Source organism: Amycolatopsis sp. VC5-11 (assembly GCF_037034185.1).
Lineage (GTDB): Bacteria > Actinomycetota > Actinomycetes > Mycobacteriales > Pseudonocardiaceae > Amycolatopsis > Amycolatopsis nivea.
In genome coordinates this window covers 242,637-266,031 of record NZ_JBAGKF010000010.1, presented here as the reverse complement: position 1 = coordinate 266,031, position 23,395 = coordinate 242,637, and the positions used below count along the sequence as shown (strand labels likewise).

Below are 23,395 nucleotides of genomic sequence, written 5' to 3'. Positions count from 1 at the left end.
GTATTCGCTCTCGATCAAACCTCGATGAATCCTCAGAGCTTGGCCGCGTCCACGATCGCCTGTGCGAACGGCTTCGGCGCCTCCTGCGGCACGTTGTGCCCGATGCCGTCGAGGATCCGGTGCTCGTATTTTCCGGTGAACTTGGCGCGGTAGCCCTTGCCGTCCTTGGCCGCGCCGTCGAAGTCGCTGGCCAGGGTGATCGCCGGGACGCCGATGGTCGCGCCCGCGGCGAGTTTCTGTTCGTCCGCGTCGTAGCGCGGTTCGCCGGGGGCGAGGCTGAGCCGCCAGCGGTAGTTGTGGATGACGATCGCGACGTGGTCCGGGTTGTCGAACGCCGCGGCGCTGCGGTTGTACGTCACGTCGTCGAAATGCCAGGTCGGCGAGGCCGTCTTCCAGATCAGCTTGTTGAAATCGTGCCGGTTCGCCGCGTAGCCCGCGCGGCCGCGCTCGGTCGCGAAGTAATACTGGTACCACCAGCCCAGTTCGGCGGCCGGGGGCAGCGGCTGCAGGTTCGCCTTGAGGTTGGCGACGATGTACCCGCTGACCGGGACGACGGCCTGGCACCGCTCGGGCCACAGCGCGGCGATCACCGCGGCGGTCCGGGAACCCCAGTCGTATCCGCCGAGGATCGCTTTGTCGATTTTCAATGTGTCCATCAGCGCGACGACGTCGAGGGCGATGGCCGTCTGCTGCCCGTTGCGGACCGTGTCCGCGGACTTGAACACCGTCGGGCCGAACCCGCGCAGGAACGGGACGATCACCCGGAACCCTTGCGCGGCAAGCAAGGGCGCGACGTCGGCGTAGCTGTACGGGTCGTACGGCCAGCCGTGCAGCAGGATCACCGGTTTGCCGCCTGCCGGGCCGAATTCGGCGTACGCCATGCTCACGACTCCGGCGTCGGCGTGCTTGATCGTGCCCAGCGAGGTGTGCTCGCCCGAACCCGCCCGCAGGTCGGGAGCCACAGTCTGCGAAGCGGCGGGCGACGAGCAGGCGGCGAGCGAGGTCGCCGCCACACCGGCCGCGAACATCTGGGTGAATCGTCTCCTGCTGATCATCTGAACTCCTGTGCGCAAGACCGTGGGACGGTCTCGACGCTAGGGAGTCCGGCCGCGCGCCCGCGCCCGTCGGATGACGCAACCGGCGTAAGTCAGTCGCCGAGCGCCCGCACCGCGTCGGCCAGCTCGGCGCGGGAGCTCACGCCGAGCTTCGGGAAGATCCGGTGCAGGTGGGTCCCGACGGTCCGGTGCGAAAGATAGAGCCGCTGCCCGATCTCCCGGTTCGTCAGCCCCTCGGCGGCCAACTGCGCGATGCTCAGCTCGTGCGGCGTCAGCTTGTCGCGCGCATCCGGGCTCCGGTTCGGGCTCGACTCCCCCGCGCTGCGCAACTCGCGCCGCGCCCGCTCGGCCCACGCCGTCAGGCCGAGCGCGTCGAAAGTCTCCCGCGCGGTACGCAGGTGCGCCCGCGATTCGACGACCCGGCGCTGCCGCCGCAACCACTCCCCGAACGCCAGGTGGACCCGTCCGCGTTCGGCAGGCCATCCGCTCAAGTCCGCCTGCAAAGCCGCCGTGAACAGGTCTTCGGCGGTTTCCTTCGGAGCGAGCACCGCTCGCGCGTACCGCAGCCCGATGTGCAGCGCCGGTGCCTCGGACGCGGCTCCCAACGGCTCCAGCTCGGCCAGGATTTCCCGCATCGCATCGGTTTGCCCGGCCCGGACGGCGGCTTCGGTCAGCTCCGCGACGCAGTACGCGCGCAGAGCCAGCTGATACGCCGGATCCGCAGGGTCGAGCAATCGGCGCAGGTCGGCGAACGCGTCCTCGTACCGGCCTTCGCTCAACGCCACGAGCCCGCGTGCGAGCTGGACCGTGGCCAGCACCGGACGCGCACCAGCGGCAAGCCCAGCGCGTTCGGCCTCGTCGGCGAGGGCGTTGGCCTGCTTGTGGTCACCGCGAAGCGCGGCGATCTCGGCCTGGACCGCCAGCGCCAGCCCACCCATGAACGGCTGCCCGGTCTCCTGCGCGAGCCGGACCGCCTCGGCGGCGGACGGTGCCGCGCCAGCCAGATCGCCGAGCCGGACCCGGCTCCACGCCTGGACGGCCAACGCCCGCGGCAACAACCCGAGCCTGCCTTGCGCGCGCAGGCCCGGCACCGCGGCCGTCGAGAAGCGGGCGGCCAGGTCGAAGGCGCCTACCTGCAAGGACGCGCTGCCCAGGTACCGGTCGGTTTCCGGATCGGCCCCGGTCGCGCCCGCGAGCACCCGAAGCTGCTCCAGGACCGCGGTGCCGCGCTCGAACGGCGCGACGTACGCGGCGACCGCGATCAGGCGCGGGTCATCGTCCGGGAGCGGCAGCTCGGCAGCGATGTCCAGCAGCGTCCGGCGGGCTGTCGCGCCGGGTTCAGCCCAGAAACACCGCATCGCCGCGCCCCACAGGATCCGCATCGCGGCGTCGTCCTGTCCGTCGGCGGCGACGGATTCGGCGAGCGCCGCCAACTCCCCGATCCGGGCGGGATCCTCGCGGACGCCGTCCTCGAAACCGCTGAGCAACTGGCTCGCGGTGGCCTTCCGGCGCGCGGAAAGCGACCCGTTCCGGGCCTCGCGCACCAGCCGTTCGGCGGTCTCGCGGCGACCGGATTCGACCGCCAGCTCGGCGGCCCGCAGCAACCGATCCGCCCGGGCGTCCGGGTTTTCGCTGAGCTGCGCCGCCTGCTCGAGTGCCGCGATCGCCGCCGCGGCCCCGCCTCGCCGCCGCGCTCGGTCGGCGGCCGATTCCAAGGCCGCGGCCACGGTTTCATCCGGACCGGCGGCAGCCCGGGCTTGGTGCCAGGCCCGCCGATCCGGTTGTTCGCGCACCGTCTCGGCCAGCGCGAGCTGCGCCCGCCGCCGGTCGCTGAGCGTTGCCGCCGCGGGAATGGCCGACCGCATCAGCGGATGCCGGAAGGTCAGGCACCCGACCGCGAACTCGACCAGCCGGGCGTCGACAGCGGGGCTCAGCACCTCGGGTTCCACCGGCGTGCCGAGCAGAACTCCCGTCGCGGCAAGGGTTTCCGCGATCGAACCGGTCTCGTTGAGCGCCGCGACCAGCAGTGCGGCGCGGGTGGCTTCCGGCAGCGTCGCGACCCGGGAGGCGAACGTCCGCTCGAGCCGTTCGGTCAGCGGCAGGACCGGATCGAGCACGTCGAGGTCGGCCACCGCGGCCGGAAGCTCGGTGAGCGCGAGCGGATGACCCGCGGATTCGGCGAGCAGCCGGGTACGGACCATCGGGTCGAGCCTCGGCGCGACCGAGTCCAGCAGCTCCGCGGCGGCCTCGTCGGAAAGCCGGTCGAGCGACATCAGGCAGAGCCCGGCGTCCGCCAGCGGACCGGATCCGTCGCGGAGCGTCGCGAGCAGGGCGACCGGTTCGGCCTCGATCCGCCGGGCGACGAACGCCAGGACGTCCGCGCTGGCGCGATCGAGCCAGTGGACGTCCTCGGCGACGACCAGCACCGGCTTCGCGGCGGCGGTGTCGGCCAGCAGCGTCAGCGCGGCGAGCCCGACCAGATACGCGCTGGGTTCCGGTCCGTCCGCGAGCCCGAGCGCGGTCTCCAACGCCGTCCGCTGCGGCGCGGGCAACCCGGCCACACCTGCGCGAATGGGGTGCAGGAGCTGGTGCAGCCCGGCGTACGCGAGGTCCTGTTCTGCCTCGGCGCCGGTCGTCCGCAGCACCCGCATGCCCGCGACCGACGCAGCCGCGGCCGCCGCGCCGACGAGCGCGGACTTCCCGATGCCGGCCTCGCCCCGGACGAGGACGCCGACGCGTCCTTCCGGGCCGTCCACCAGCTCGGTCAGCTCCTTGAGCTCGGCGTCCCGTCCGCGCAGCATCATGATCCCTGACGATACCGGGCGACGACGTACGTCAACGGCGTCGTCCGACGGGCGCGAAGGGTACGGCGGCCGTCTTAGTTTCAGGCGAAAGCGACCCTCCACAAAGGAAAGCGATGAGACGCACCCGAACACTTCTCTCGGCGTTGCCGCTCGCGGCGCTGCTGGTGACCACCGTCACCCAGCTCGCGCCCAGCGCCGCGGCGGCCGAAACCACCGCCTGCGCCACCGTCCCGGTCACCGCGCCCAGCGGCGCGAAGATCGAATCCGTGCAGGCCGAAGCCAAGCCCGGCTACTGCGAAATCACCGTCACCCTCACCCATTCCGGGGCCACTGACCACGTCAAGGTCGGGGTGGCCCTGCCGCAGACCGGCTGGACCGGACGGCTCCAGGCGGTCGGCGGAAGCGCGTACGCCGCCGGGGACTTCGGCGCACCGCTGGCCCAGGCCGCCAAGGACGGCTACGCGGGCGTGACCACCGACGCCGGCGTCCTGTCCGGGCTCGACACCTCGTGGGCGCTGACCGCGCCCGGCAAGGTCGACCAGCCGCTGCTGACGAACTTCGCCACCCGCTCGGTGCACGAGGCCGCGCTGATCGGCAAGGACGTCACGCAGCGGTTCTACCACCGGCCGGTGACCTACTCGTACTGGAACGGCTGCTCGACCGGCGGCCGCCAGGGCTACTCCGAGGCGCAGAACTACCCCGGCGACTTCGACGGCATCCTGGCGAACGCGCCCGCGGTCCACTGGACTCAGTTCGCGGTCGCGACGCTCTGGCCGCAGATCGTGATGAACCAGGAGCACGACTTCCCGAGCGCGTGCGTCTTCACCGCGTTCCGGCAGGCCGCGGTCCAGGCGTGCGACGCGAACGACGGCGTCAAGAACGGCATTGTCGACCGGCCGGACGAGTGCAGCTACGACCCGCGCTCCCTGATCGGCACGAAGGTCCTCTGCGACGGCAAGGAAATCACCGTCACGGCCAAGGACGCCGACGTCATGCGGAAGATCTGGGCCGGGCCGACCGACGAACGCGGCCGGAAGCTGTGGGACGGCCTCCCGAAGGGCGCCGATTTCACCTGGCTGGCCGGAACCGGCGACAGCCCGTACGCCACCGGGTTCCCGGTCGCGGTCAAGTGGGTGCAGTCGTTCGTGGAGAAGCAGGCCGACTTCGACGTCTCGAAGCTCAGCTACGCCCAGTTCGCGCAGGTGTTCCGCCAGTCGGTGCGGGAGTACGACGACGTCATCGGCACCGCCGACCCGGACCTGTCGGCCTTCCGCCGGACCGGCGGCAAGCTGCTGACCTTCGTCGGCACGGACGACCAGCTCATCCCGCCCGGCGGCACCCTGCGCTACCGCGCCGAGGTCGAACGGGCGATGGGCGGCTCCCACCGGGTGAACGACTTTTACCGGCTGTTCCTGGCCCCGGGCGTCGAACACTGCGGCGGCGGGACGGGCGCGACGCCCACCAATCCGCTCGGCGCGCTGGTCGACTGGGTCGAGCACGGCAAGGCCCCGGCCACCCTGGCGGCCGCGGACGGGAAGCAGACCCGCGACCTGTGCGCGTACCCGCGGGTCTCGCGGTACAAGGGCTACGGCGACCCCGCCGTCGCGTCCAGCTACCGCTGCCGCTGACCTGTGCCGTGCGTGCCGACCCCAGCGGCACGCACGGCACTTCCCTCATGACGTACAGCGATCCGGTCGTCCGACCGACGCGAAGATGATCAACGGCTGCCTAGTTTTCGTTCCATGGCTCATTTTCTTCGCACCGCGATCCTCGGTTCAGCCGCTTTGCTGGCGACCGCCTGCTCCGCTTCCGCCGTTCCCGCGCCTCCGGCGGCCTCCGCCCCTCCGCCCGCCGCGGCGTCGGGGTGGCCGCCCGCCCCCGTCGTGCCGCTGCCGTCCCAGCCGCCGCCCGCACTCACCGTCGACGCGCCGCTGCCGGAACAGCTCGCGAAAGGCCTGGTCGTCCTGCGCTACCGGGCGGACAACCTGCGCATCGTCCCGGTCTACGGCCCGGCCGCGCTCGACGTCTCGCCGCGCATCGGCCACATCCACGTGACGGTCGACGACGCGCCCTGGCACTGGGCCGACGGCAGCGGCGAACCGCTGATCATCCAGGCGCTGCCGCCCGGCCCGCACAAGGTGTGGATCGGGCTGGCCGACCCGACGCACCACGTCCTGGACAGCAAAACCGTCAGTTTCGTCGTGCCGGTAGGCGGCCACCACTGAGCGGACCGGCAGAATCGGGCGCATGCGACCAGCCGAGCGTTCCCGATGACCGATCTCGCCGACGGCAGGCTCAAGCTGCGCCATCTGCGCTACGTCGTGGCGATCGCCGAACAGGGCTCGCTGGTCGCCGCGGGCGAACGGCTGCACATCACGCAGCCGGTGCTGACCCGCGGGCTGCGCGAACTCGAGTCGATCCTCAAGGTCGAACTGTTCGAGCGCAGCCCGCGCGGGATGACGGCGACGCTGTTCGGCGAGGTCTTCGTCGACCACGCCCGGGCAGTGCTCGCCGAACTCCGCCAAGCCGGGCGGCATCTCGAAGAACTCGTCGACGGCCACGCCGGCACCGTCACGATCGGCACCTTCCTCGCCGGGGCGAGCGTGCTGCTGCCCCGCGCGGTAGCGCGAGTGAAAGCCGTCGCCCCCGACCTGACCGTCATCATCCGGCACGGCGGCCCGGAGGCGCTGTACGAGGCGCTGCTCGCGGGCGACGTCGACCTGGTCGTCGGCACGCTCGAACCGGCGAACAACGACCGGCTGCGCCAGCACCACCTCTACTACGAGCCCGCTCGCGTAGTGGCGCGCAGCCAGCACCCGGCGCACCGGCGGCCGGGACTCACGCTCGCCGATCTGGTCGGCGAACTCTGGTCGATGCCGCCCGCCGACAACCCGCAGCGACGGCAATTCGAGGAACAGCTCCTGAGCCGCGGCCTCTCCACCCCGGCCAACCGCATCGAATGCGGTTCGTTCCTCGCCGTGCGCGCCATCGCGCTGGAGACCGACACCCTGGTCGTGATGCCGCAGCTCGTCGCCGACACCGAACCGGAGCTGTCCGCGCTGCCGATCGACCTCGGCATCGTGGAATCGGTCGGCGTCACGCTGCCCGCGGGCCGGCAGCTCACCCCGACGATGCTGCTCATGATGCGAAAACTGGACGAGGTCGCGGCCGAGATCCGGGCGACCATCAGCGGCTATACCCAACCGACATAGCCGAGCGCCAACGCGGCATTGGACGGGCATGACCACGGCTCCTAGCGTGTGAGTCATGGAAATGAATTCCTCCTGCTGCACCCCTCCCGGATCCGGTCCCGGGTCCGGTTCCGCTTCCGCGACGATTTCGCGCCCGGTTCCGACAGTCGGCGGAAGTTTCCGGCTGATCGACGATTCCGGCGCCGCGGTCACCGAACGTTCCTATTTCGGAAAATACCTCCTCGTCTTTTTCGGCTTCACGCATTGCCAGACCGTGTGCCCGCCCGCGCTGGCCCGGATCGACGAGGCGCTCGACCACCTCGGCGATCTCGCGGATCGAGTGCGAGCCCTTTATGTCACGGTCGATCCGGAACGCGACACCCCGGAGGTCATGCGCGCTTTCCTGGCGGCCAATCATCCGCGGATCACCGGGCTGACCGGGCCCGCCGCGGAAATCGAGTCAGCGAAGAAGGCCTACCACGTGCACTCCCGGCGCGTCGACGACCCCGACGGCTACCGGACGCCGCACAGCGCGTTCACCTACCTCATGGGCCCCGAGGGCGAATACCTCGCCCACTTCGTGGATCCGGTGGACAGCAACGACATCGCCGCCGCACTTAAGTCCTGTTTGGCGGATCGGTGACGCCGGCCGCCCCGGACATCTCGGGGTATCCGGCGCTCGACGACAAGCAAGCGGGCCACGTCCAGCACGTGCGCAATCTGATCGCCCAGCAGGACAACGAATGGGCGAACATGGGCAGCATGCGGTGGGGCCAGGAATGGACCGACGCCTACCGCTACCAGCTGACCCAGATGGCTTACACGCTGGGTTTCGCGCATTTCCACCATCTCCCCGCCGCCCCCGCCGCGTTCCGGCCGGTGTTCGAGGAGATCATCCGGAAAATGCAGCTTCCGGAAGTGTGGGCGTACTGGCGCGAGACCAGCCGGGGAAGCATCCGCAACAACCCTGACCTGACCGAATTGCGCGAAGGCTGGCGCGATCCGGTGGTCAAGGAAAACATCATGTACAGCGGACGGTTCTTCGCGATTCTCGGCATGCACAGCATGTTGTTCGACAGCGACCAGTACGACCGCGGAGGCGCGCTTTCTTTCCGCTGGGACCCGCTCTTCCAAGGACTCGGCGCCGAGATCTACGAGTACTCCCTCAGCTCGCTCGCTGACAACCTGTACTGGCAGATGGCCGAACAGGGCTGGTACGGCATCGTCTGCGAACCCAACTGCCTTTTCCTCGTCTGCAACCAGTTCCCGATCCTCGGCTTCCGGTTCCTCGACCTGCGCAAAGGCACGTCGGTCGCCGAGGAGGTCACCCGGAACTATCAGGCGGCGTGGGACGAACGGGGCATCCTCAACGAGTACGGCGAGTACTGGCGGCTCTGGCTGGTCGAGCAGAACCGCCCGGAGATGCCCCTGGAAGGCGGCGGCAACGCCTGGACGGCGCTGAACCTGAACGCCTGGAGCCGCGACCTGGTGCACCGGCTCTATCCCGACCAGATCCGCGACGAGATCCGGCGCACCCCGGACGGCCTGGTCACCCTCGCCGAACCGACCGCGGCACTGGAAGCCCGCAAGGCGCGCCTCGCCGGCCGGGAACCGGAGTTCGCCCGCGACCTGGATTTCGCCTGGCGCGCCCCGGCTTTCGGCTACGTCGCGGCCTGCATGGCCGAGGTCGGCGATCACGAGAACCTGCGCGGCCTCCTCGGCTACGCCGACGCTTACCTGAATCCGACCTGGGAGAACGGAGGACTGTTCTACCCGCGCGAGGACCGGTCGTTCGACGAGAACGGCAACATGATCTTCATGGACCGGCTGACCGGCAACGCGATGCTCGGCTACGCCCGGCTGAACGTCGCCGACGGACTGTGGAAGATGTATCACCATCCGTGGACCGCGGAACATTTCCGGGAGCCCGCGGTGATGGCGATCGAAGGCCCCGCCGAGTTCGTCCGCGCCTGGTACGACCGGGAAAAGTCGTTGCTGGCACTGACTTTGCGGCCAGTGGCCGGGAAACCGGCCGACGTGACGCTGCGGATCGGCAACGTCGACCGGCCCTGGAAACTGTTCCGCGACGACGTGCTCGCCGCTGATTCACCCGGCCTCCGCACCCGGTCGGAGGGGACCGACCTCGTCGTCAGTCTCCCACTCGCCGTTCGAACCAATCTGACACTCTGTTTCCAGAAATGAGAAATCCGTGAAACTGGCCAATGTGGACGGCCGGGCCGTCCTGCTGACCGCCGAGGACAAGGGAATCGACGTCGCCAAGGCGTCGGGCGGCCTCTTCGGCCTCGGCTCGCTGTACCGCAACTGGACCGAATTCCAGGCTTGGGCGGAAAAGCTCACCGCCGAACCCGATGTCGTCTTCGCCCGGACCCAGCTGGGTCCGCCCTCCCCCGAGCCGCGGCAGATCGTCGCGATCGGACTCAACTACGACGCACACGCCGCGGAATCCGGTTTCGCCTCGCCCCACGGCCTTCCTCCGGTATTCACCAAATTCGTTTCCGCACTGACCGGTCCCGACGCCGAGGTCGTCCTGCCGCCGGGCGGCAACGTCGACTGGGAGGTGGAACTCGTCGCGGTCGTCGGACAAACCGCGCACCGCGTCGCGGAATCCGAAGCGTGGGAGCACCTCGCCGGGGTGACGATCGGACAGGACCTCTCCGAACGGGTCTCGCAACTGGCCGGCCCGGCCCCGCAATTCAGCCTCGGCAAGTCTTTCCCGGACTTCGCCCCGGTCGGGCCGTGGCTGGTCACGCCGGACGAACTGGCGGACCGCGACGACCTGGCGCTCGGCTGCGCGGTCGACGGCGAGACCGTGCAGGACGGCCGGACCCGCGAGCTGATCTTCCCGGTCGCCCGGCTGATTTCCGCGCTGTCGCAGACGATCACCCTCTACCCGGGCGATCTCGTCTTCACCGGAACCCCGTCCGGGGTCGGCGTCGGCCGTACGCCGCAACGGTTCCTGCGGGCCGGGGAGGAACTGGTCAGCTGGATCGAAGGCCTCGGCGAAATGCGGCAGACCTTCGTCGCCGCGCTGGAGGACTGACATGGGAATGCACCGGCTGACCCGCGTCACCATGGGTGTGCCGAACGTCGCGGAAACCATTGCCTACTACGCCGATTTCGGACTCACCCATATCGGCGACGGATCGTTCACCACCCTCGAAGGCGGCGAGCAGCTGCGCGTCCGGCACGCGCCCTACCGGCAACTGCTCGAACTCGGCGTGGGAGTCGACGACGCCGACGACCTCGCCCGAACCGCGGCGCGCCTGAACCGGCTCGGCGTAGTCAGCACCGAGAGCTGCACCGCCGTCTGCGCGATCGAGCCAGTCTCCGGATTCACGGTCCGGGTCGAGATTTCGCCGCGGATCACGCAAACCCCCGTCCTGGCCACGCCGTACAACGGCCCCGGCCGCATCGAACGGTCAGGCCGCGCGCCCGGTGTCGTGCGCGAGTACCCGATCCGCCCGAAGAAACTCGGCCACTGCGTAGTGGGCACCACCGATCTCGACGCCACCATGCGCTTTTTCACCGAGGCACTCGGCTTCAAGGTCAGCGATTACATCGGGCACAAAGGCGCCTTCATGCGCTGCTCGGTGGATCACCACAACGTGCTGGCGCTCGCGGCCCCGGTGAACTTCCTGCACCACACGTCGTGGCAGGTCGACGACATCGACGACGTCGGCCGCGGCGCGGCGGCGATGCTGAACGGCCACCCCGACCGGCACGTGTGGGGCCTCGGCCGCCATCACGCGGGGTCCAATTTCTTCTGGTATCTCAAAGACCCGGCGGGGAACTTCAGCGAGTACTACGCCGACATGGACTGCATCCCCGAGGACGAGATCTGGACGCCGGAGGTTTTCGAAGGCGCACAGGGCTTGTTCAGCTGGGGCCCGCCCCCGCCGCCGTCATTCCTCGAACCGGACGACCTCGGCGCGCTCATGACCGGTCAGCATTCCACCAAATAACCCCGAAAAGGAGAACAATCATGTCCCCCGCACTGTACGTCCCGCAGATCCCGGACAACCTGAACATCCGCTTCGTCGAAAACCGCATCGTGGTCAACCGCCCGGCACAGGAGGTCTACGACTGGGTGACCACCTGGTCGAACCTGCCGAAGTGGCTGCCGATGGCCACCGGAACCGAAGTACGCCGCGGCACCGCGGACGTCCCCGCGGAACTCGGCGACGTGCTGCTCGAAACCATCGTCCCGGACCTGAACGAAAAGCCGAAGCTGTACACCGTCGTCGCGCGAGTGCCGGGCAAACTGTGGACGGTGGTCGGCCGCGACGTGCTCGACGGCGGAACCCTGGCACCGGCAATGCACGCGATCGCCACCTTCACCACCTTCGACCTCGGCGACGGCACGACGCTGTTCTGCCGCCTGTTCGAGCGCCTGGTCCCGCCCACCGAACCGGCGGGCCCGCACCCGGTCGAGGACTCGGCCCGCATCCAGCCCGGGCTGGAACTGCTGAAGGCGCACATCGAGGGCACTGCCGCGTAAGCGCTGCCGAGGTACGTGAGGGGAACCCTGGGGGAATCTGATTCCGTCAGGGTTCCCTTCACCTACACCGCATTCGATTCCTCGGGTGCGGTCCTCTTGCAGCCCCGTGCCGACGGCCACCCGTACCCGCCGGTAGTCAGCCTCGACGGGACGGTGTGGATCGCCCACCGAGACGCGGGCGGCTACGTCCTGGCCGAACTCGACTTCGTCGGCGCGGTCCTCCGTTCGGTCGCGCTCGAGCACGAATAGCTCGGCGCGTTCGTCCTGCTGGCGGACGGCGTCTGCGTGTCTTGGCTTCCGATGGCTGGGCAGTCTGGCCGACCGCATCGCGGCCGGTTTCTCGGACGCCGGCAGCGGGCTCGGCCCCTTGGACGACGGACCCTGGCCGTGCGACGGCGGCAATCTCAACGGCAACCCGGTGAAGTATCAGTAGCCCTTACAGCACCACCGCATAGTCGCCACCGGCCCGGGCTGCCGCAGCATCAGTGTGCGTCGACGCGCTGGTTAGGAACCGCCCTCGGACGACGCGGATCCACGAGCCGTCGAGCGGGAAGACGAGCGCGCCGTCGGTTCCGCGCAGCATCGAGCCCTTCCGCAGGTTGTCGAGAAACTCGATGATGTCGCGTTCGATTTCCTCGGCAAACTCGCGCTGACGCTCCTGCGTGATGTCGTACAGATCGGTGTCGATGTCATACGTGACAAGCTTGCCGGTCGCCGGGACCCGTGCCTCGAACTCCAGCCCGAGCCAGCGCCGAGGGTCGACGATCACCGTGGTCTGCCACGTTAACCCGCTGAGTTGCCATCTCACCGAGGTGTCGTCGGCGGTCACCGTCCAGGTAGTGGTCGCCCGCAGTTCGCGGAGGAAAGCTAGAAGTTTCTGGCCGGCCACGCAGGCCAGTCTATGCCGCGGGCGACCCAGAACTCCGGACGGCGACTCGCGCACGGCATTGTGCGCCGCCCGGCCTCCAGGACGGGTGTCTGCCATACCACCAGGCTAGCGTTCGCGTCTCAGACCGCCGGGTCTGCGGGCAGCGGCAACGGACCACTCCGGAACAGCGCCGCGGCCAGCAGCGCGCTGCACAGGAAAACCGCCGCCGCAGTCCAGAAAACCAGGTGGTATCCGGCGAAGGTCGCCGCGGCGAGGGTTCCTGGATGTGCGGCCAGGTAGCCGGCGATCGCGGACGTCGTGAGCGAGCTGAACACCGCGGTTCCGATAGAGCCGCCGATCTGCTGGGCCGTCGTCACCAGCGCGGACGCCACCCCGGCGTCGTGCGGCCGGACTCCGCTGGTCGCGGCGTTCTGCACCGGGCCGAAGATGAATCCAAAGCCGAGCCCGGTGACGAGCAGGGCGGGCAGGATGTTCCCGGCGTAGCTCGAGTCCGCGCCGATTCCGGTGAGGATGACCATGCCGACGGCGGCGAGGAGACAGCCCAGCGGCACGATCGGCCGAGGTCCCCAGCGCGGCAGGAGCACCGCCCCGGAGAACACCGCTCCCGCCATGACCAGGCCGATCATCGGAAGGAACGCGACGCCGGTCTGCAGCGGACTGAACCCCAGCGTGTTCGCGAGATAGAAGGTGAGGAACAGGAAGATCGCGAACATCCCGGTCCCGGTGATGCCCAAGGTCAGGTATGCGGCACCGCGGACTCGGTCGAGGATCACCCGCAGCGGCAGCAGCGGGTGGGCGGTGCGGCGTTCGACGACGACGAACGCGGCGATGAGCGCGACGCCCGCGAGCACCGGTCCGAGTGTCCGGATGTCGTGCCAGCCATTGCGTTCCGCGGTGCCGAGACCGAAGACGATCCCGATCAGGCCGAGCACCACCGCGGCCGTGCCCGCGACGTCGAGCCGGACCCGCTGCGGCCGGTCGCCGTCGCGGAGGAGGACTAGTCCGCCGGCGAACGCGAGCGCCGCGATGATCAGGTTGACGTACAGGCACCACCGCCACGACAGGCCCTGCGTGAGGACGCCGCCGAGCAGCAATCCCACTGCGCCGCCCGCACCGGAGATCGCGCCGAAGATGCCGAACGCACGGCCGCGTTCCTTGGCGTCGTCGGCGAAAGTGATGGACAGCAAGGACAATGCGGCCGGGGCGAGCATCGCGGCGAACGCGCCTTGGCCGATTCGCGCGGCCAGCAGTGTCGTGAAATTCCCGGCGGCACCACCGACCGCGGAAGCGACGGCGAACCCGCCGACGCCGACGAGGAACAGCCGTTTCCGGCCGAAGTAGTCGGAGAGCCGGCCGCCGAGGAGCAGGAGGCTGCCGAACGCGAGTGCGTAGCCGGTGAGCACCCATTGCCGGTAATCGGCCGGGAATCCGAGGTCGTGCTGCGCGCTCGGCAGGGCGATGTTGACGATCGTGGAGTCGAGGATGTCCATCAGCTGGGCGAGGCTCAGCACGACGAGCGTCAGCCAGCGGTACTGGTGGCGCGCGGCGTTTCCGGGCGCGCTTCGGGGAGCCGACTGGGCGATCCCGGTCGGCGAGAGGTCAGAGTTCATGAAGTTCTCTCGATTGAATCGGCCCGTCAGCCGGGCAGGAGGACGAGTTTTCCGCGTACCCGGCCAGATTCGCCGACGCGGTGCGCTTCCGCGACGTCGGCCATCGGGAACGTCTGCCCGACGGGCAGGGTGAATTTTCCGGCTTCCACCAGGTCGCCGAGTTGAGATAGCACGTACAGCGCGTGCCCGCCGTCGCCGCGACTGAAGCGGACGCCGTGCTGCTGGGCACCTACGAAGTCGGCGACCGTGATGACGTGCTCCGGACCGCCCGCGAGCTGGATCAACTCCAGCAGGACACCGCTTCCGGCGACGTCCAGCGCCAGGTCGACGCCGTCGGGTGCGAGCGCACGGACCCGGTCTGACATACCAGGTCCGTAGGCAATGGGTTCGGCACCGAGCGAGCGCAGAAAGTCATGTGTGGCAAGGCTTCCTGTGCCGATCACCCGCGCGCCCCGCGCCACGGCGAGCTGGACCGCGGCAGCACCGACGCTGCCGGAAGCACCGTTGGCGAGCACCGTGGCACCGCTCTCGACGCCGAGTTGATCGAGTGCACGCGCGGCCGTCTCCGCTGCGGCGGGCAAGGCAGCTGCCTCGGCGAAACTGAGCGAGGGCGGGACGGGCGCGTAGCAGGACAGCACGGTCAATTCCGCTTGTGCGCCACCGGAAGCCGAGAACCCGAACACGCGGTCGCCGAGCGCGACGTCCGTGACGCCCTCGCCGAGTTCGTCCACGACGCCCGCCGCCTCGTGTCCCATTGTCTGCGGGAGTTCCTGGTCCATCAGGCCCTGGCGTTTCTTCCAGTCGCTCGCGTTGATCCCCGCGGCACGCACCGAGATCCGGACTTCGCCGGGGCCCGGATGCGGATCCGGGACGTCGACGAGTTCGAGGACTTCCGGGCCGCCGAAGGTGCTGAACCGGACCGTTTTCATGAGGCAATCCCTTCCCGGCGCGAGGCCGAGGATCGAAGAGGCAGGCACGGGAAGTCGTGGCTAGCCCGCAGGTGCGCGGACAGCTGCTCCGGACAAGGCCGCACGATCGGGTCCGCGCCGTTCTCATCGCCGCCCAGAGCGCGGCGAGTTCGGCATTCGGTTGCGGCCCCAGCAATTTCCCGACCTGCGGACCGGTCAGGTTGCCGAGGCCCGATCGCGGACGAGGACGCCTGGGCCGGAATCCGTCCGAAGTTCCCCGGCGTCAAGTACGTACTCCCAGGTACGAGGCGGCTGGGGTGCCAGGTCGCCCACGGGCACCGCAGCGAAGGGAATGCCGCGGAAGCCCGAGGGGGTCCCGCGCACCTGGCCGTGCGAGGTCTTCGCCACCGGCCGCTCTGTCCATACTTCCACGAACACCGTTCTACCAACGAACAGTGTTCTTGTCAACGCGCAGAGAACCCCGCCAGGACGGTTCCCCGGCCCGATCAGCTCCCGTTGGACCATGCAGACAGGTCCGTGAAGGACTCCTTGAGGGAATCTGATTCCCTCAAGGAGTCCTTCACGGACGACAAACCTGGCCCGCGGCCAATCGCCTAGCGACGCGCCAAACCGTCGATCATCACTTCGAGCGTGAAGTCGAACCGGTCATGGCCCTCACCTGCCGTCAACTCGACGGCATGGCTTGCGGTGTAAGGAAAATCCTCCACGGGCAGCGAAGCGAGCCGCCGCTGCATCTCGTCCCGTCCGACGACCCACACGGCGTCCTTCTCCGCCACCCGCCGGCGCACGATCGAGGTCTCGAGGCAGTAAGCGGCCACGTAGAGCAGCAGGGAATCCACACCCCACGCCGCGGCCTGTGCCGGGACGCCGCCGTTCAGCAGGATCGCCAGCATCCCCTCGTTGAGCCGCGCGGTGTCGAGGTCGGTGGGTGCCACCGCGAACGCGGCACCGGAGATCCCGGGGTAGGCCAGGTAGAGGTCGCGCAGCTGGACGCACACGTCGCGGATCTGCTCACGCCAGTTCGCGGCGTCCGGCTCCGGCAGGACGATTCTCGCGCACAGCCGCGCGATGAGCAGTTCGTCGAGGTCGGTCTTGTTGACGACGTGCGCGTATAGCGAGGCGGGACCGGTGTTCAGCGCATCGGCCACGCGGCGCATGGACAACGCCTCGTACCCCTCGGTGGCGATGATCTCCAACGCGGCGTCGACGACCCGCTCGACAGTGATCGGCACCGTGCGCCGCCGAGGTTTCGTGCTGGTTCCGGGTTTCGGTGGCTGATGCCGTGCCGCGCGCCGTTCCTTGGGGTCCACGGGTGCACCTTATCCCGGAGCGTTCGTTCGCCGAACACTGTTCGCCTGACCTGTTCGCCATATGCAGATCATCGGTATATGCTCGCGTCATGAGTGATCCAGCCCTGCGCGAGCCGACCTTCCTGGTCCTCACCGCGCTAGCCGCCCAGCCGCAGCATGGCTACGGCGTGCTGCGCGATGTCGAAACGATCTCCGACGGCCAGGTCAAGCTGCGAGCCGGCACGTTGTACGCCGCGCTGGACCGGCTTCACGCGGAAGGCTGGGTGGAAGTGGATCGCGAGGAAGTCGTGGACAGCAGGCTGCGTCGCTACTACCGCCTGACCGAACCGGGAGTCGCGCGGCTGGCCGCGGAAGTCCAGCGACGACAACGTCACACGACTGCTGCCGAACAACGGCTTCAGCTCCGCAGCGCAGGAGGACTGGCGTGAGCGACCTGGAGCGACGCTACCGGCGCCTGCTGGCTTTGTACCCGCGCGCGCACCGAGCCGCGCACGGCGAAGAAATGCTGGGAGTACTGCTCGACGGTGCCGAAAACCGAAGCACGCCAGGGGTTGCCGAAACGTTCGACCTCGTCTGGGGTGCCGTCCAAGTCCACTGGCGACACGCTTTGCGCGGACGCTCCCGGCGGGACACGTTGGCGATAGTCAGCCTGCTGGCACCGGTGCTGTTGCTGACCGGAGCCGCCTCCACCGTGCGCGAGATCCGGAGCGTGGCCCGGCTGGACGGGTGGCCGCTGCGGATGTGGCTGGGAGCGCTCGCCGACGTCCCGGTGTGGTCGGCTTGGCTGGCCGCCGTCGCGCTCGGCGTGTGGGGGATGCGTCGCGCCTCGGTGATCCTCGCGTGGGTGGCTAATGCCGCCTTGATCACTGTCACAATCCTCGATCCCGCCCGGCATTGGTCGGCGGACGTGGCTCCGGGCTGGGTGCTGCTCAGCGTTTTCGCGGCCCTCGCGATGACTGCGTCCCCGGGGCCGCGCCATGGCTTGGCTTTGCTGGGCCGCTTGCGACTGTCCATCCTCGTCGGCACGGTCGTTGTGCTGCTTGCGCTTACGACAACCGCTCGCGGAATGCATCTGCCACTCGCCCAATTGGTGCAACTAGTGGTGCTCGTGATCGGTGTCTTCGCCGCTTGCCGCCTCCGCACCCGAAGTGGGCGTCGTGCCGCTTTGGTCCTTCTTGCGCCGCTTGTCGTGGTACCGGTCGTGGCGCGGGTGCTCGGATACCTGGACGTTTACGCGGTTCTGCCGCTCGTCCTTTACGCCACACCGGTAGTCGTCACCTTCGGATTCGGCGTCCTGCTTCATCGTTTCGACCGGAATTCCCGCGCGGCTGCTCCGGATTCCGCGATTCCGCCCTCCCCGCCCCGGCCGTTGTGATTGACTGACCGGCAGGAAGCGATCGCGGGTCCGAAGGGGTACCGAGGCCATGACGCAGTGGGTCAGCATGCCGGTCGGCGGCGGCGACGCCATTCTTTTCGAAACCGATGCCGATGCCGGCGTGAGCCGGGCCGCCAGGGGGAACCAGCCGGTCGGCCGGGGTCCGTCGATCGAGCAGGCGTCCGAGTCGGTCCAGGAAGCGCTCCAGCGGATCCGGCCCGCGGCCGAGGCCGTGCTCGCCGAGTTCCGGGCGATGGAGCAGCGGCCGTCCAAGATCAGCCTGCAGTTCGGCATCAAGGTCACCGGCGAGGCGAACCTCGCGATCGCCAAAACCGCGGGCGAAGCGAATTTCACGGTCAGCATGGAGTGGACCGCGCCGTCGTCATGAGCGCTGATCCGCTCGCCGCGGCCGTCGTCCGGATCAGCGGGGCGGCCGGGGTCGCCGGGGCCGGGTTCCTGGTGGCTCCCGGCCGGGTCGCCACGTGTGCGCACGTGGTGGCCGCGGCGCTCGGCGAACTCGGGGACACCGAGCGCCCGGACGGGCTCGTTCAGGTCGAGTTTCCCCTGCTGGCGACGGGTTCCCCGATTCCCGCGCGCGTGGTCGACTGGCAGCCGGACAGCGGCGACGGGGCGGGCGACGTCGCGGTGCTCCAGCTGGAAGAGCCCGCCCCGCTCGGCGCGCTGCCCGCTCCTTCGCGGATCACCGACGACGTCCGCGGGCATTCGTTCCGCACGTTCGGGTTCCCGTTCGACCAGGACGCCGGCATCTGGATCGAGGGCAGGCTGCTCGGCGCGCAGGGCACCGGCCGGATCCAGATCGAGACCGACGCGCGGCAGTGGCGCATCGAGCCCGGGTTCAGCGGTGCGCCGGTGTGGGACGACGACGCGAACGGCGTCGTCGGCATGGTCGTCACCCGGGCCAACCGCCACGACACCACCGCGCACCTCATCCCCACCACCGCGCTCGGCGACACCTGGACCGTCGCGGCGGAAAACCCTTACCGCGGACTGAAACCCCTCGAAGAACGAGACGCCGCGCTGTTCCACGGCCGCGACGCCGAACTGGCCGAGCTGACCGAACAAGCCGCCCGGCAAGACCTCGTCGTCGTGGCCGGACCGTCCGGTTCGGGCAAGTCGTCGCTGGTCCGCGCCGGTCTGCTGCCCCGCCTCCGCGCCGCGGGCGCGCGGGTGCTCGACATCCGCCCGGACACCGGGATCGAACCGGTCACCATGTTCGCCGCCGCGATCGGGCAGCCGGTCGAAGACCCGGCGGCAGCGGCGAACGCGCTCGTCTCCGACGGTGCCGCGGTGGTTTTCGTGGACCAGTTCGAGGAGATCGTCGTCGCGGACCGCGAGGGCGCGCGCCGGTTGCTCGAACTGCTCACCCGGATGATCGCGTCGCAACGACGGGAACCGGGCGAACCGGCCCCGCTGCGGGTCGTGCTCACCTTGCGCGCCCGGTCGCTCGACTCGCTCATCACCCGCGAAACCGCGGACCGGCTCAACAAGGCTGTCCGCTTCCTGCAGCCGATGTCCCGCGACGAGTTGTCCGAGGCGATCACCGGACCGGCCGCCGAGGTCGGCGGCCTCGCCTTCGAATCCGGCCTGGTGCCGCGCATCCTCGACGACGCGATGGACCAGCCCGGCACGCTGCCGCTGGTTTCCCTGGTGCTGGAACGGCTTTGGCAGCAACGGCACGGCGGCTGGCTCACCCACGCGGCTTACGAAAAGCTCGGCCGGGTGCCCGGTGCGCTGGGCCAGGCCGCCGACGAAGCGCTCGAAGCCCTTCGTCCGTCCGAAAAGGACGCTGCACGCAGACTGCTCGTGCAGCTCGCGAGACCGGACGGCGACGCGGGATTCGCCCGGCGTTCGGTCCGGCTCGGCGAACTCGGGCCGGACCTGCGGGACATCGCGCACGAACTCGCCGCCCGCCGCCTCGTGGTGCTCGACGACGACCAGCGCGCGGACCTCGTCCACCAGGCGTTGATCGACTACTGGCCCCAGTTGCGGGACTGGCTCGCCGAAGACCGGGATTTCCTGGTCTGGCAAGCAGACCTGCGGCAGGACATCGACCAGTGGGAGCAGTCCGACCGGGACCACGGCGGCCTGCTCCGCGGCGCGGCGCTCGCCACCGCCCGGCAATGGCTCGCCCAGCGCGGGTCGGATATCGCCGCGCGGCACAAGGAATACATCGAACGCAGCTACGCCGCCGAACGACGCGGCATCCGGCGCTGGCGCATCGTCACCGCCGTCGCACTCACCTTGGCACTGGCCGCGAGCGTGCTCACCGTCGTGGTACTGCGCAATCAGGCGACCATCAACGACAATCTGCACACCGCCAACGCGATCCTGCTGGCCCAGGAATCTTTGCGCGACGCGAACGGGCAGGACACGTCGGCGTTGCAGATGGCACAGGCGGCGTGGCGGGAAAACCCGCACAGCAGCGAGGCTTATGGCGCGCTGTTGCAGCAGGAGCTTTATTGGCGGGGGATCGACCGGATCCTTCCCCCGCGGCACATCGCGGCGACCGACCGGATCGTGTCCACTGCGGACGGTCAGCGCATGATCATCAAATCCGCCGATCCCACAACGCCGGTCGCGCTCTGGCAAGGGCTGCCCGGACCCGCGCCCCAGTCGCGCGCACTCGCCGTCAACCCGACCTCCTCCCTGGAACTGAGCCCGGACGGCAGGCTGCTCGCCGAGTCCGGGAACGAGCCCGGGGTCAAGATCTGGGACCTGGACGGCTCCGCCCCGCCGGTCGTCCTCCGGGCCGGCGACGCGACAGCGTTCGAATCCGTGGCGTTCAGCGCGAACGGCCGGTACCTCGTGGGAGTTCCCAACGAGACTGCCCGGCCCCGGCTCCTCCAGGTCTGGGATCTCCAGACCCGCCACGCGACCTCGACCCCGCTGCCAGCCAGCCTGGCGACGGGCATGGTGAACACGGTGTACCCGACCGACGACGGACGCCAGGTCGTCCTGTTCGAGCAGCCGAGCGACCCCAACGCCAAGAACCGGGCAGTGGTGCGCGACGCCGCGACCGGCGCGCTGATCCGCTCGCTCGGCCAGGGCGTTCTCGTCGGCCACGGCCGGAAGCTCGCCGCCTGCGACGGCGAAACAGTCACCCTCCTGGACGTTTCCAGCGCCCGGTCGGGACAGCTGGCGAGCGGCGTCGACTGCTCCGGAATGGACATCGACGTCACCGGACAATTCCTTCTGCTGAACAAATCCGGAGCAGGACCGCTCGAGGCCGTGCACTGGGCGGACGGAAAGCGGTACTTGTTCGCCGATCCCTCGGTGACGGTCAACTGGGCAACCGCGAACACCTCGCCGGCCCCGGCCCTCCTCCCCGCCCCGGACGGCCGGTTGACCGCGCTGACCGTGCGGAACGGGTCGATGCAACTCAGCGCCGTGCCCACGACGGACGCCAAACCCGCCAACGCCACCTCGTGGAACCCGTCCGCCCGGTCGCCGGACGGCCGGCGCTGGGCAGCCCGCACCGAGGCCGGAGAACTCGCTCTCCTGGACGCGCATCAGCAGGTGCTGAAGCAGGTCTCAGTGCCCGCGCCGACCGCGCTTTCCTTTGACCCGAGCGGAAAACACGTCCTTGCCGTCAGCGAGGACGGCACGCTGCGGACCTACCGGGCGGACGACCTCGTCCTCGAACACGAAGCGCCGCTTCCCGGCGACCCGGACCCGAACGACGACGGCACGATCATCGCCGTCCCAGGACAGAGCGTGGTCGTCCTGCACGCGAAAACGGTCACGTTCTGGGATCCGGCCACCGGGCAGCAGACCGCGGCGCCGCTGCCGCTGACCACGCAAGCCGATGTCGCCAAGGCGAAGGCAAGACCAGGACATCCCGGGCAGATCTTCGTCTACGGCGGGAAAACGGCCGCGGTGTGGGATCTCCCGAGCCGGAAAGCGATCGAGACGTTCCACTCGGACTTCTTCCCGGGCGCCCCGGCCATCGACCCCACCGGCTCGTTCGCGGCCATGGTCAACGGGGTGGTCAGCGGCGTGGTCCTGCTCGACCTCAACGCGAACCGGATGCTGCCGACGATGCCCGCGTCGATGAACACCCTGTACAGCATCGACGGCGACTACCTGTTCGGCGAAGCCACCCTGGACTTCCAGGTGTGGCACTGGCCCGACCACAAGCTGGTCACCGACATCCAACTCGGCGACGGATCGCTCAACCGGGCCGTCGAGAACGGAAACCTGGTGCTCGACACCAGACCGGGCCCGCGGCCGTCGGTCCCGCTCGACGGCGCCGCCTGGATGCGGCACCTCTGCGGCATCAACGACCGGGACTTCACCCCGGCCGAGAAGACCCTTCTGCCCGCAGGTGCGGAGCAAAGCCGGCCGTGCGCCTAAGACTGCCCTTCCAGCCACTCAATCCCGGCCGTCGAGGCACCGCGAAACCGCTCAGAACACCGCGACCGGATTGACCGGCACCCCCGTCAGCCCGAGGATCCGGGGCGGAGCCGCGACGAACAGGAAGCTGTACCGCCCCAGCTCCGCGCACACCGCGGCCAGGTCGTCGGCGTCCACCGCGTCGATCAACGGCATCCCCAGCCGAGGGAGGGCGACCCCGTGCATCGCGGGAGGCGAGCACACCGGCGGGTAGGCGTCCGAGAGATCCCCGGCGTACAGAGACACCCCGCGGTCGTGCATCCACCGCGCCGCGTCGAGGCTCATGCCGGGCATGGGGTTGCCGCGGTACCGGGTCCGCACCCAGCCGAACCGCGCGACGAGGGCGTCACCCGGTTCGACGTGGACGTTGAACCGTTCCTCCGCGGCCTCGAGGTCCTGCGCGGTGAGCGCGCGGTCGGCGGGAACCGGACCGTCGGCGCCGAAATCGAGCAGGATTCCCCTGGTCACGATGCCTTCGGCGAACGCGGTGGTGGAGCCGTGCACGACGCCGCCCATCGTGACGCTCTCGTTCGCCGGGCGGCCCGGATACACCTGGCCGTCCTGCGGGATGTGCGCCAGCGCGTCCAGATGCGTGGACAGCGTGTGGTGGTTCGTCACGGTCAGGGCGTCCGCGTACGCGATCGCGGGGCTTCCGGTGTACAGCATCATCTGCTGGACCGGCGATTCCTCGGCGGTCCGCGGCGGGAAGGGACCGCTCAGCACCGGGGCCGGCCGGATCGGCACCGCCAGGGACACCGAGCGGCCGGTGCGCACCTCGCGCGCGGCTCGTTCGCGGACCTCGTCGGTGATCAGGTTCAGCGTGCCGAGTTCGTCGTCGGCTCCCCAGCGGCCCCAGTTGCTCGGCAGGTCGTTCCGCTCGCTCATGGTCGTGATCGTACGGAGAAACTACTGCTGCTCGACCGCGTACGAGGCGTAGGAACGGCCCCACGCCGCCATTGCGTTCAGCACCTCCTGCGCGTTCTCGCCCAGGTCCGTCAGGCTGTATTCCACCTTCGGCGGCACCTGCGGGTACACGACGCGGCGCAGCAGACCGTCGGCTTCCAGTTCGCGGAGTTGGCGCGTCAGGACGCGGTCGGTGAGATCTGACAGCAGGCGCGAGAGTTCCCCGAAGCGCAGCACGCCGTGTTCGGCCAGTGCGTGCAGGATGCTTGGCTTCCACGCGCCGCCCAACACCATCGTCGTGATCTCGGCGGCGCAGCTCGTTCGCCACGCTCGTACGGCCTTTTCCGTTTGCGGGCGCATCCGGCCTCCTCACTATCCATTCGGTCAGTACTGGACG

At 69.4% G+C, this 23,395-nt stretch carries 21 protein-coding genes; 13 read left to right on the top strand and 8 right to left on the bottom strand.

The genetic code is table 11. The features are described from left to right. Window positions 1-32 precede the first annotated feature (32 nt). Together WA670_RS28245 and WA670_RS28240 are read right to left on the bottom strand one after the other, a co-directional pair. Window positions 33-1,055, bottom strand: a complete 1,023-nt coding sequence (locus tag WA670_RS28245) for an alpha/beta fold hydrolase (protein WP_336159343.1) — start codon at window positions 1,053-1,055, stop codon at window positions 33-35. 92 nt (window positions 1,056-1,147) lie between these two features. After that, window positions 1,148-3,859: an AAA family ATPase gene (locus tag WA670_RS28240; protein WP_336159342.1), complete on the bottom strand. Its 2,712-nt coding sequence runs from the start codon at window positions 3,857-3,859 to the stop codon at window positions 1,148-1,150. 113 nt (window positions 3,860-3,972) lie between these two features. Between WA670_RS28240 and WA670_RS28235 the strand changes: the two genes are divergently transcribed. From WA670_RS28235 to WA670_RS28195, 9 genes are all read left to right on the top strand, one after another. Then, complete coding sequence (locus tag WA670_RS28235) at window positions 3,973-5,487, top strand: tannase/feruloyl esterase family alpha/beta hydrolase (protein ID WP_336159341.1); 1,515 nt, start codon at window positions 3,973-3,975, stop codon at window positions 5,485-5,487. A 114-nt stretch (window positions 5,488-5,601) separates the two neighbouring features. Beyond that, the gene (locus tag WA670_RS28230) at window positions 5,602-6,084 is read left to right on the top strand and encodes a DUF6130 family protein (protein ID WP_336159340.1); all 483 of its coding nucleotides are present in this window, start codon (window positions 5,602-5,604) and stop codon (window positions 6,082-6,084) included. Between the two features lie 45 nt (window positions 6,085-6,129). Beyond that, window positions 6,130-7,071 carry a LysR substrate-binding domain-containing protein gene (locus WA670_RS28225; protein ID WP_037817981.1) on the top strand — a complete coding sequence of 314 codons (942 nt, stop codon included), beginning with the start codon at window positions 6,130-6,132 and terminating at the stop codon, window positions 7,069-7,071. Window positions 7,072-7,126: 55 nt separating this feature from the next. Beyond that, the gene (locus WA670_RS28220; protein WP_336159339.1) at window positions 7,127-7,693 is read left to right on the top strand and encodes an SCO family protein; all 567 of its coding nucleotides are present in this window, start codon (window positions 7,127-7,129) and stop codon (window positions 7,691-7,693) included. Then, a complete protein-coding gene (locus tag WA670_RS28215; RefSeq protein WP_336159338.1) occupies window positions 7,690-9,252 on the top strand; it encodes a linalool dehydratase/isomerase domain-containing protein in 1,563 nt (520 codons plus the stop codon). Before WA670_RS28220 ends, WA670_RS28215 begins: the two co-directional genes overlap by 4 nt. A gap of 7 nt (window positions 9,253-9,259) precedes the next feature. Further along, on the top strand, window positions 9,260-10,111 hold the full coding sequence (locus WA670_RS28210) for a fumarylacetoacetate hydrolase family protein (protein WP_336159337.1): 852 nt from the start codon (window positions 9,260-9,262) through the stop codon (window positions 10,109-10,111). Window position 10,112: 1 nt separating this feature from the next. After that, window positions 10,113-11,033 (top strand): VOC family protein, encoded by a 921-nt coding sequence (locus WA670_RS28205; protein WP_336159336.1) that lies wholly within the window; start codon window positions 10,113-10,115, stop codon window positions 11,031-11,033. 20 nt (window positions 11,034-11,053) lie between these two features. Beyond that, entirely contained in the window at window positions 11,054-11,569 is a 516-nt protein-coding gene (locus tag WA670_RS28200) for an SRPBCC family protein (RefSeq protein ID WP_336159335.1), read from the top strand. A 96-nt stretch (window positions 11,570-11,665) separates the two neighbouring features. Beyond that, the gene (locus tag WA670_RS28195) at window positions 11,666-11,818 is read left to right on the top strand and encodes a hypothetical protein (protein WP_167754394.1); all 153 of its coding nucleotides are present in this window, start codon (window positions 11,666-11,668) and stop codon (window positions 11,816-11,818) included. A 187-nt stretch (window positions 11,819-12,005) separates the two neighbouring features. Here the strand turns inward: WA670_RS28195 and WA670_RS28190 are convergent, their stop codons facing one another. The 4 genes from WA670_RS28190 to WA670_RS28175 form a co-directional block, all read right to left on the bottom strand. Next, window positions 12,006-12,458, bottom strand: a complete 453-nt coding sequence (locus tag WA670_RS28190; protein ID WP_336159334.1) for a hypothetical protein — start codon at window positions 12,456-12,458, stop codon at window positions 12,006-12,008. A 119-nt stretch (window positions 12,459-12,577) separates the two neighbouring features. Further along, window positions 12,578-14,068 carry a DHA2 family efflux MFS transporter permease subunit gene (locus WA670_RS28185; RefSeq protein WP_336159333.1) on the bottom strand — a complete coding sequence of 497 codons (1,491 nt, stop codon included), beginning with the start codon at window positions 14,066-14,068 and terminating at the stop codon, window positions 12,578-12,580. A gap of 26 nt (window positions 14,069-14,094) precedes the next feature. Then, complete coding sequence (locus WA670_RS28180) at window positions 14,095-14,997, bottom strand: NADP-dependent oxidoreductase (RefSeq protein WP_336159332.1); 903 nt, start codon at window positions 14,995-14,997, stop codon at window positions 14,095-14,097. Window positions 14,998-15,590: 593 nt separating this feature from the next. Further along, a complete protein-coding gene (locus WA670_RS28175; protein ID WP_336159331.1) occupies window positions 15,591-16,307 on the bottom strand; it encodes a TetR/AcrR family transcriptional regulator in 717 nt (238 codons plus the stop codon). Window positions 16,308-16,396: 89 nt separating this feature from the next. On the opposite strand from WA670_RS28175, the gene WA670_RS28170 reads away from it, so the two are divergent. From WA670_RS28170 to WA670_RS28155, 4 genes are read left to right on the top strand one after another with little or no spacing between them, the layout of a single operon-like run. Further along, window positions 16,397-16,735: a PadR family transcriptional regulator gene (locus tag WA670_RS28170; protein ID WP_336159330.1), complete on the top strand. Its 339-nt coding sequence runs from the start codon at window positions 16,397-16,399 to the stop codon at window positions 16,733-16,735. Beyond that, the gene (locus WA670_RS28165) at window positions 16,732-17,682 is read left to right on the top strand and encodes a hypothetical protein (protein ID WP_336159329.1); all 951 of its coding nucleotides are present in this window, start codon (window positions 16,732-16,734) and stop codon (window positions 17,680-17,682) included. Before WA670_RS28170 ends, WA670_RS28165 begins: the two co-directional genes overlap by 4 nt. A gap of 49 nt (window positions 17,683-17,731) precedes the next feature. Next, a complete protein-coding gene (locus tag WA670_RS28160; RefSeq protein WP_037817969.1) occupies window positions 17,732-18,070 on the top strand; it encodes a CU044_2847 family protein in 339 nt (112 codons plus the stop codon). Beyond that, a complete protein-coding gene (locus tag WA670_RS28155; RefSeq protein ID WP_336159328.1) occupies window positions 18,067-22,056 on the top strand; it encodes an nSTAND1 domain-containing NTPase in 3,990 nt (1,329 codons plus the stop codon). Before WA670_RS28160 ends, WA670_RS28155 begins: the two co-directional genes overlap by 4 nt. A gap of 51 nt (window positions 22,057-22,107) precedes the next feature. On the opposite strand, the gene WA670_RS28150 is transcribed toward WA670_RS28155, so the two are convergent. Next, a complete protein-coding gene (locus WA670_RS28150) occupies window positions 22,108-22,980 on the bottom strand; it encodes a cyclase family protein (RefSeq protein ID WP_336159327.1) in 873 nt (290 codons plus the stop codon). A gap of 21 nt (window positions 22,981-23,001) precedes the next feature. Further along, the gene (locus WA670_RS28145) at window positions 23,002-23,358 is read right to left on the bottom strand and encodes a winged helix-turn-helix transcriptional regulator (RefSeq protein ID WP_037817963.1); all 357 of its coding nucleotides are present in this window, start codon (window positions 23,356-23,358) and stop codon (window positions 23,002-23,004) included. Between the last annotated feature and the right edge of the window lie 37 nt (window positions 23,359-23,395).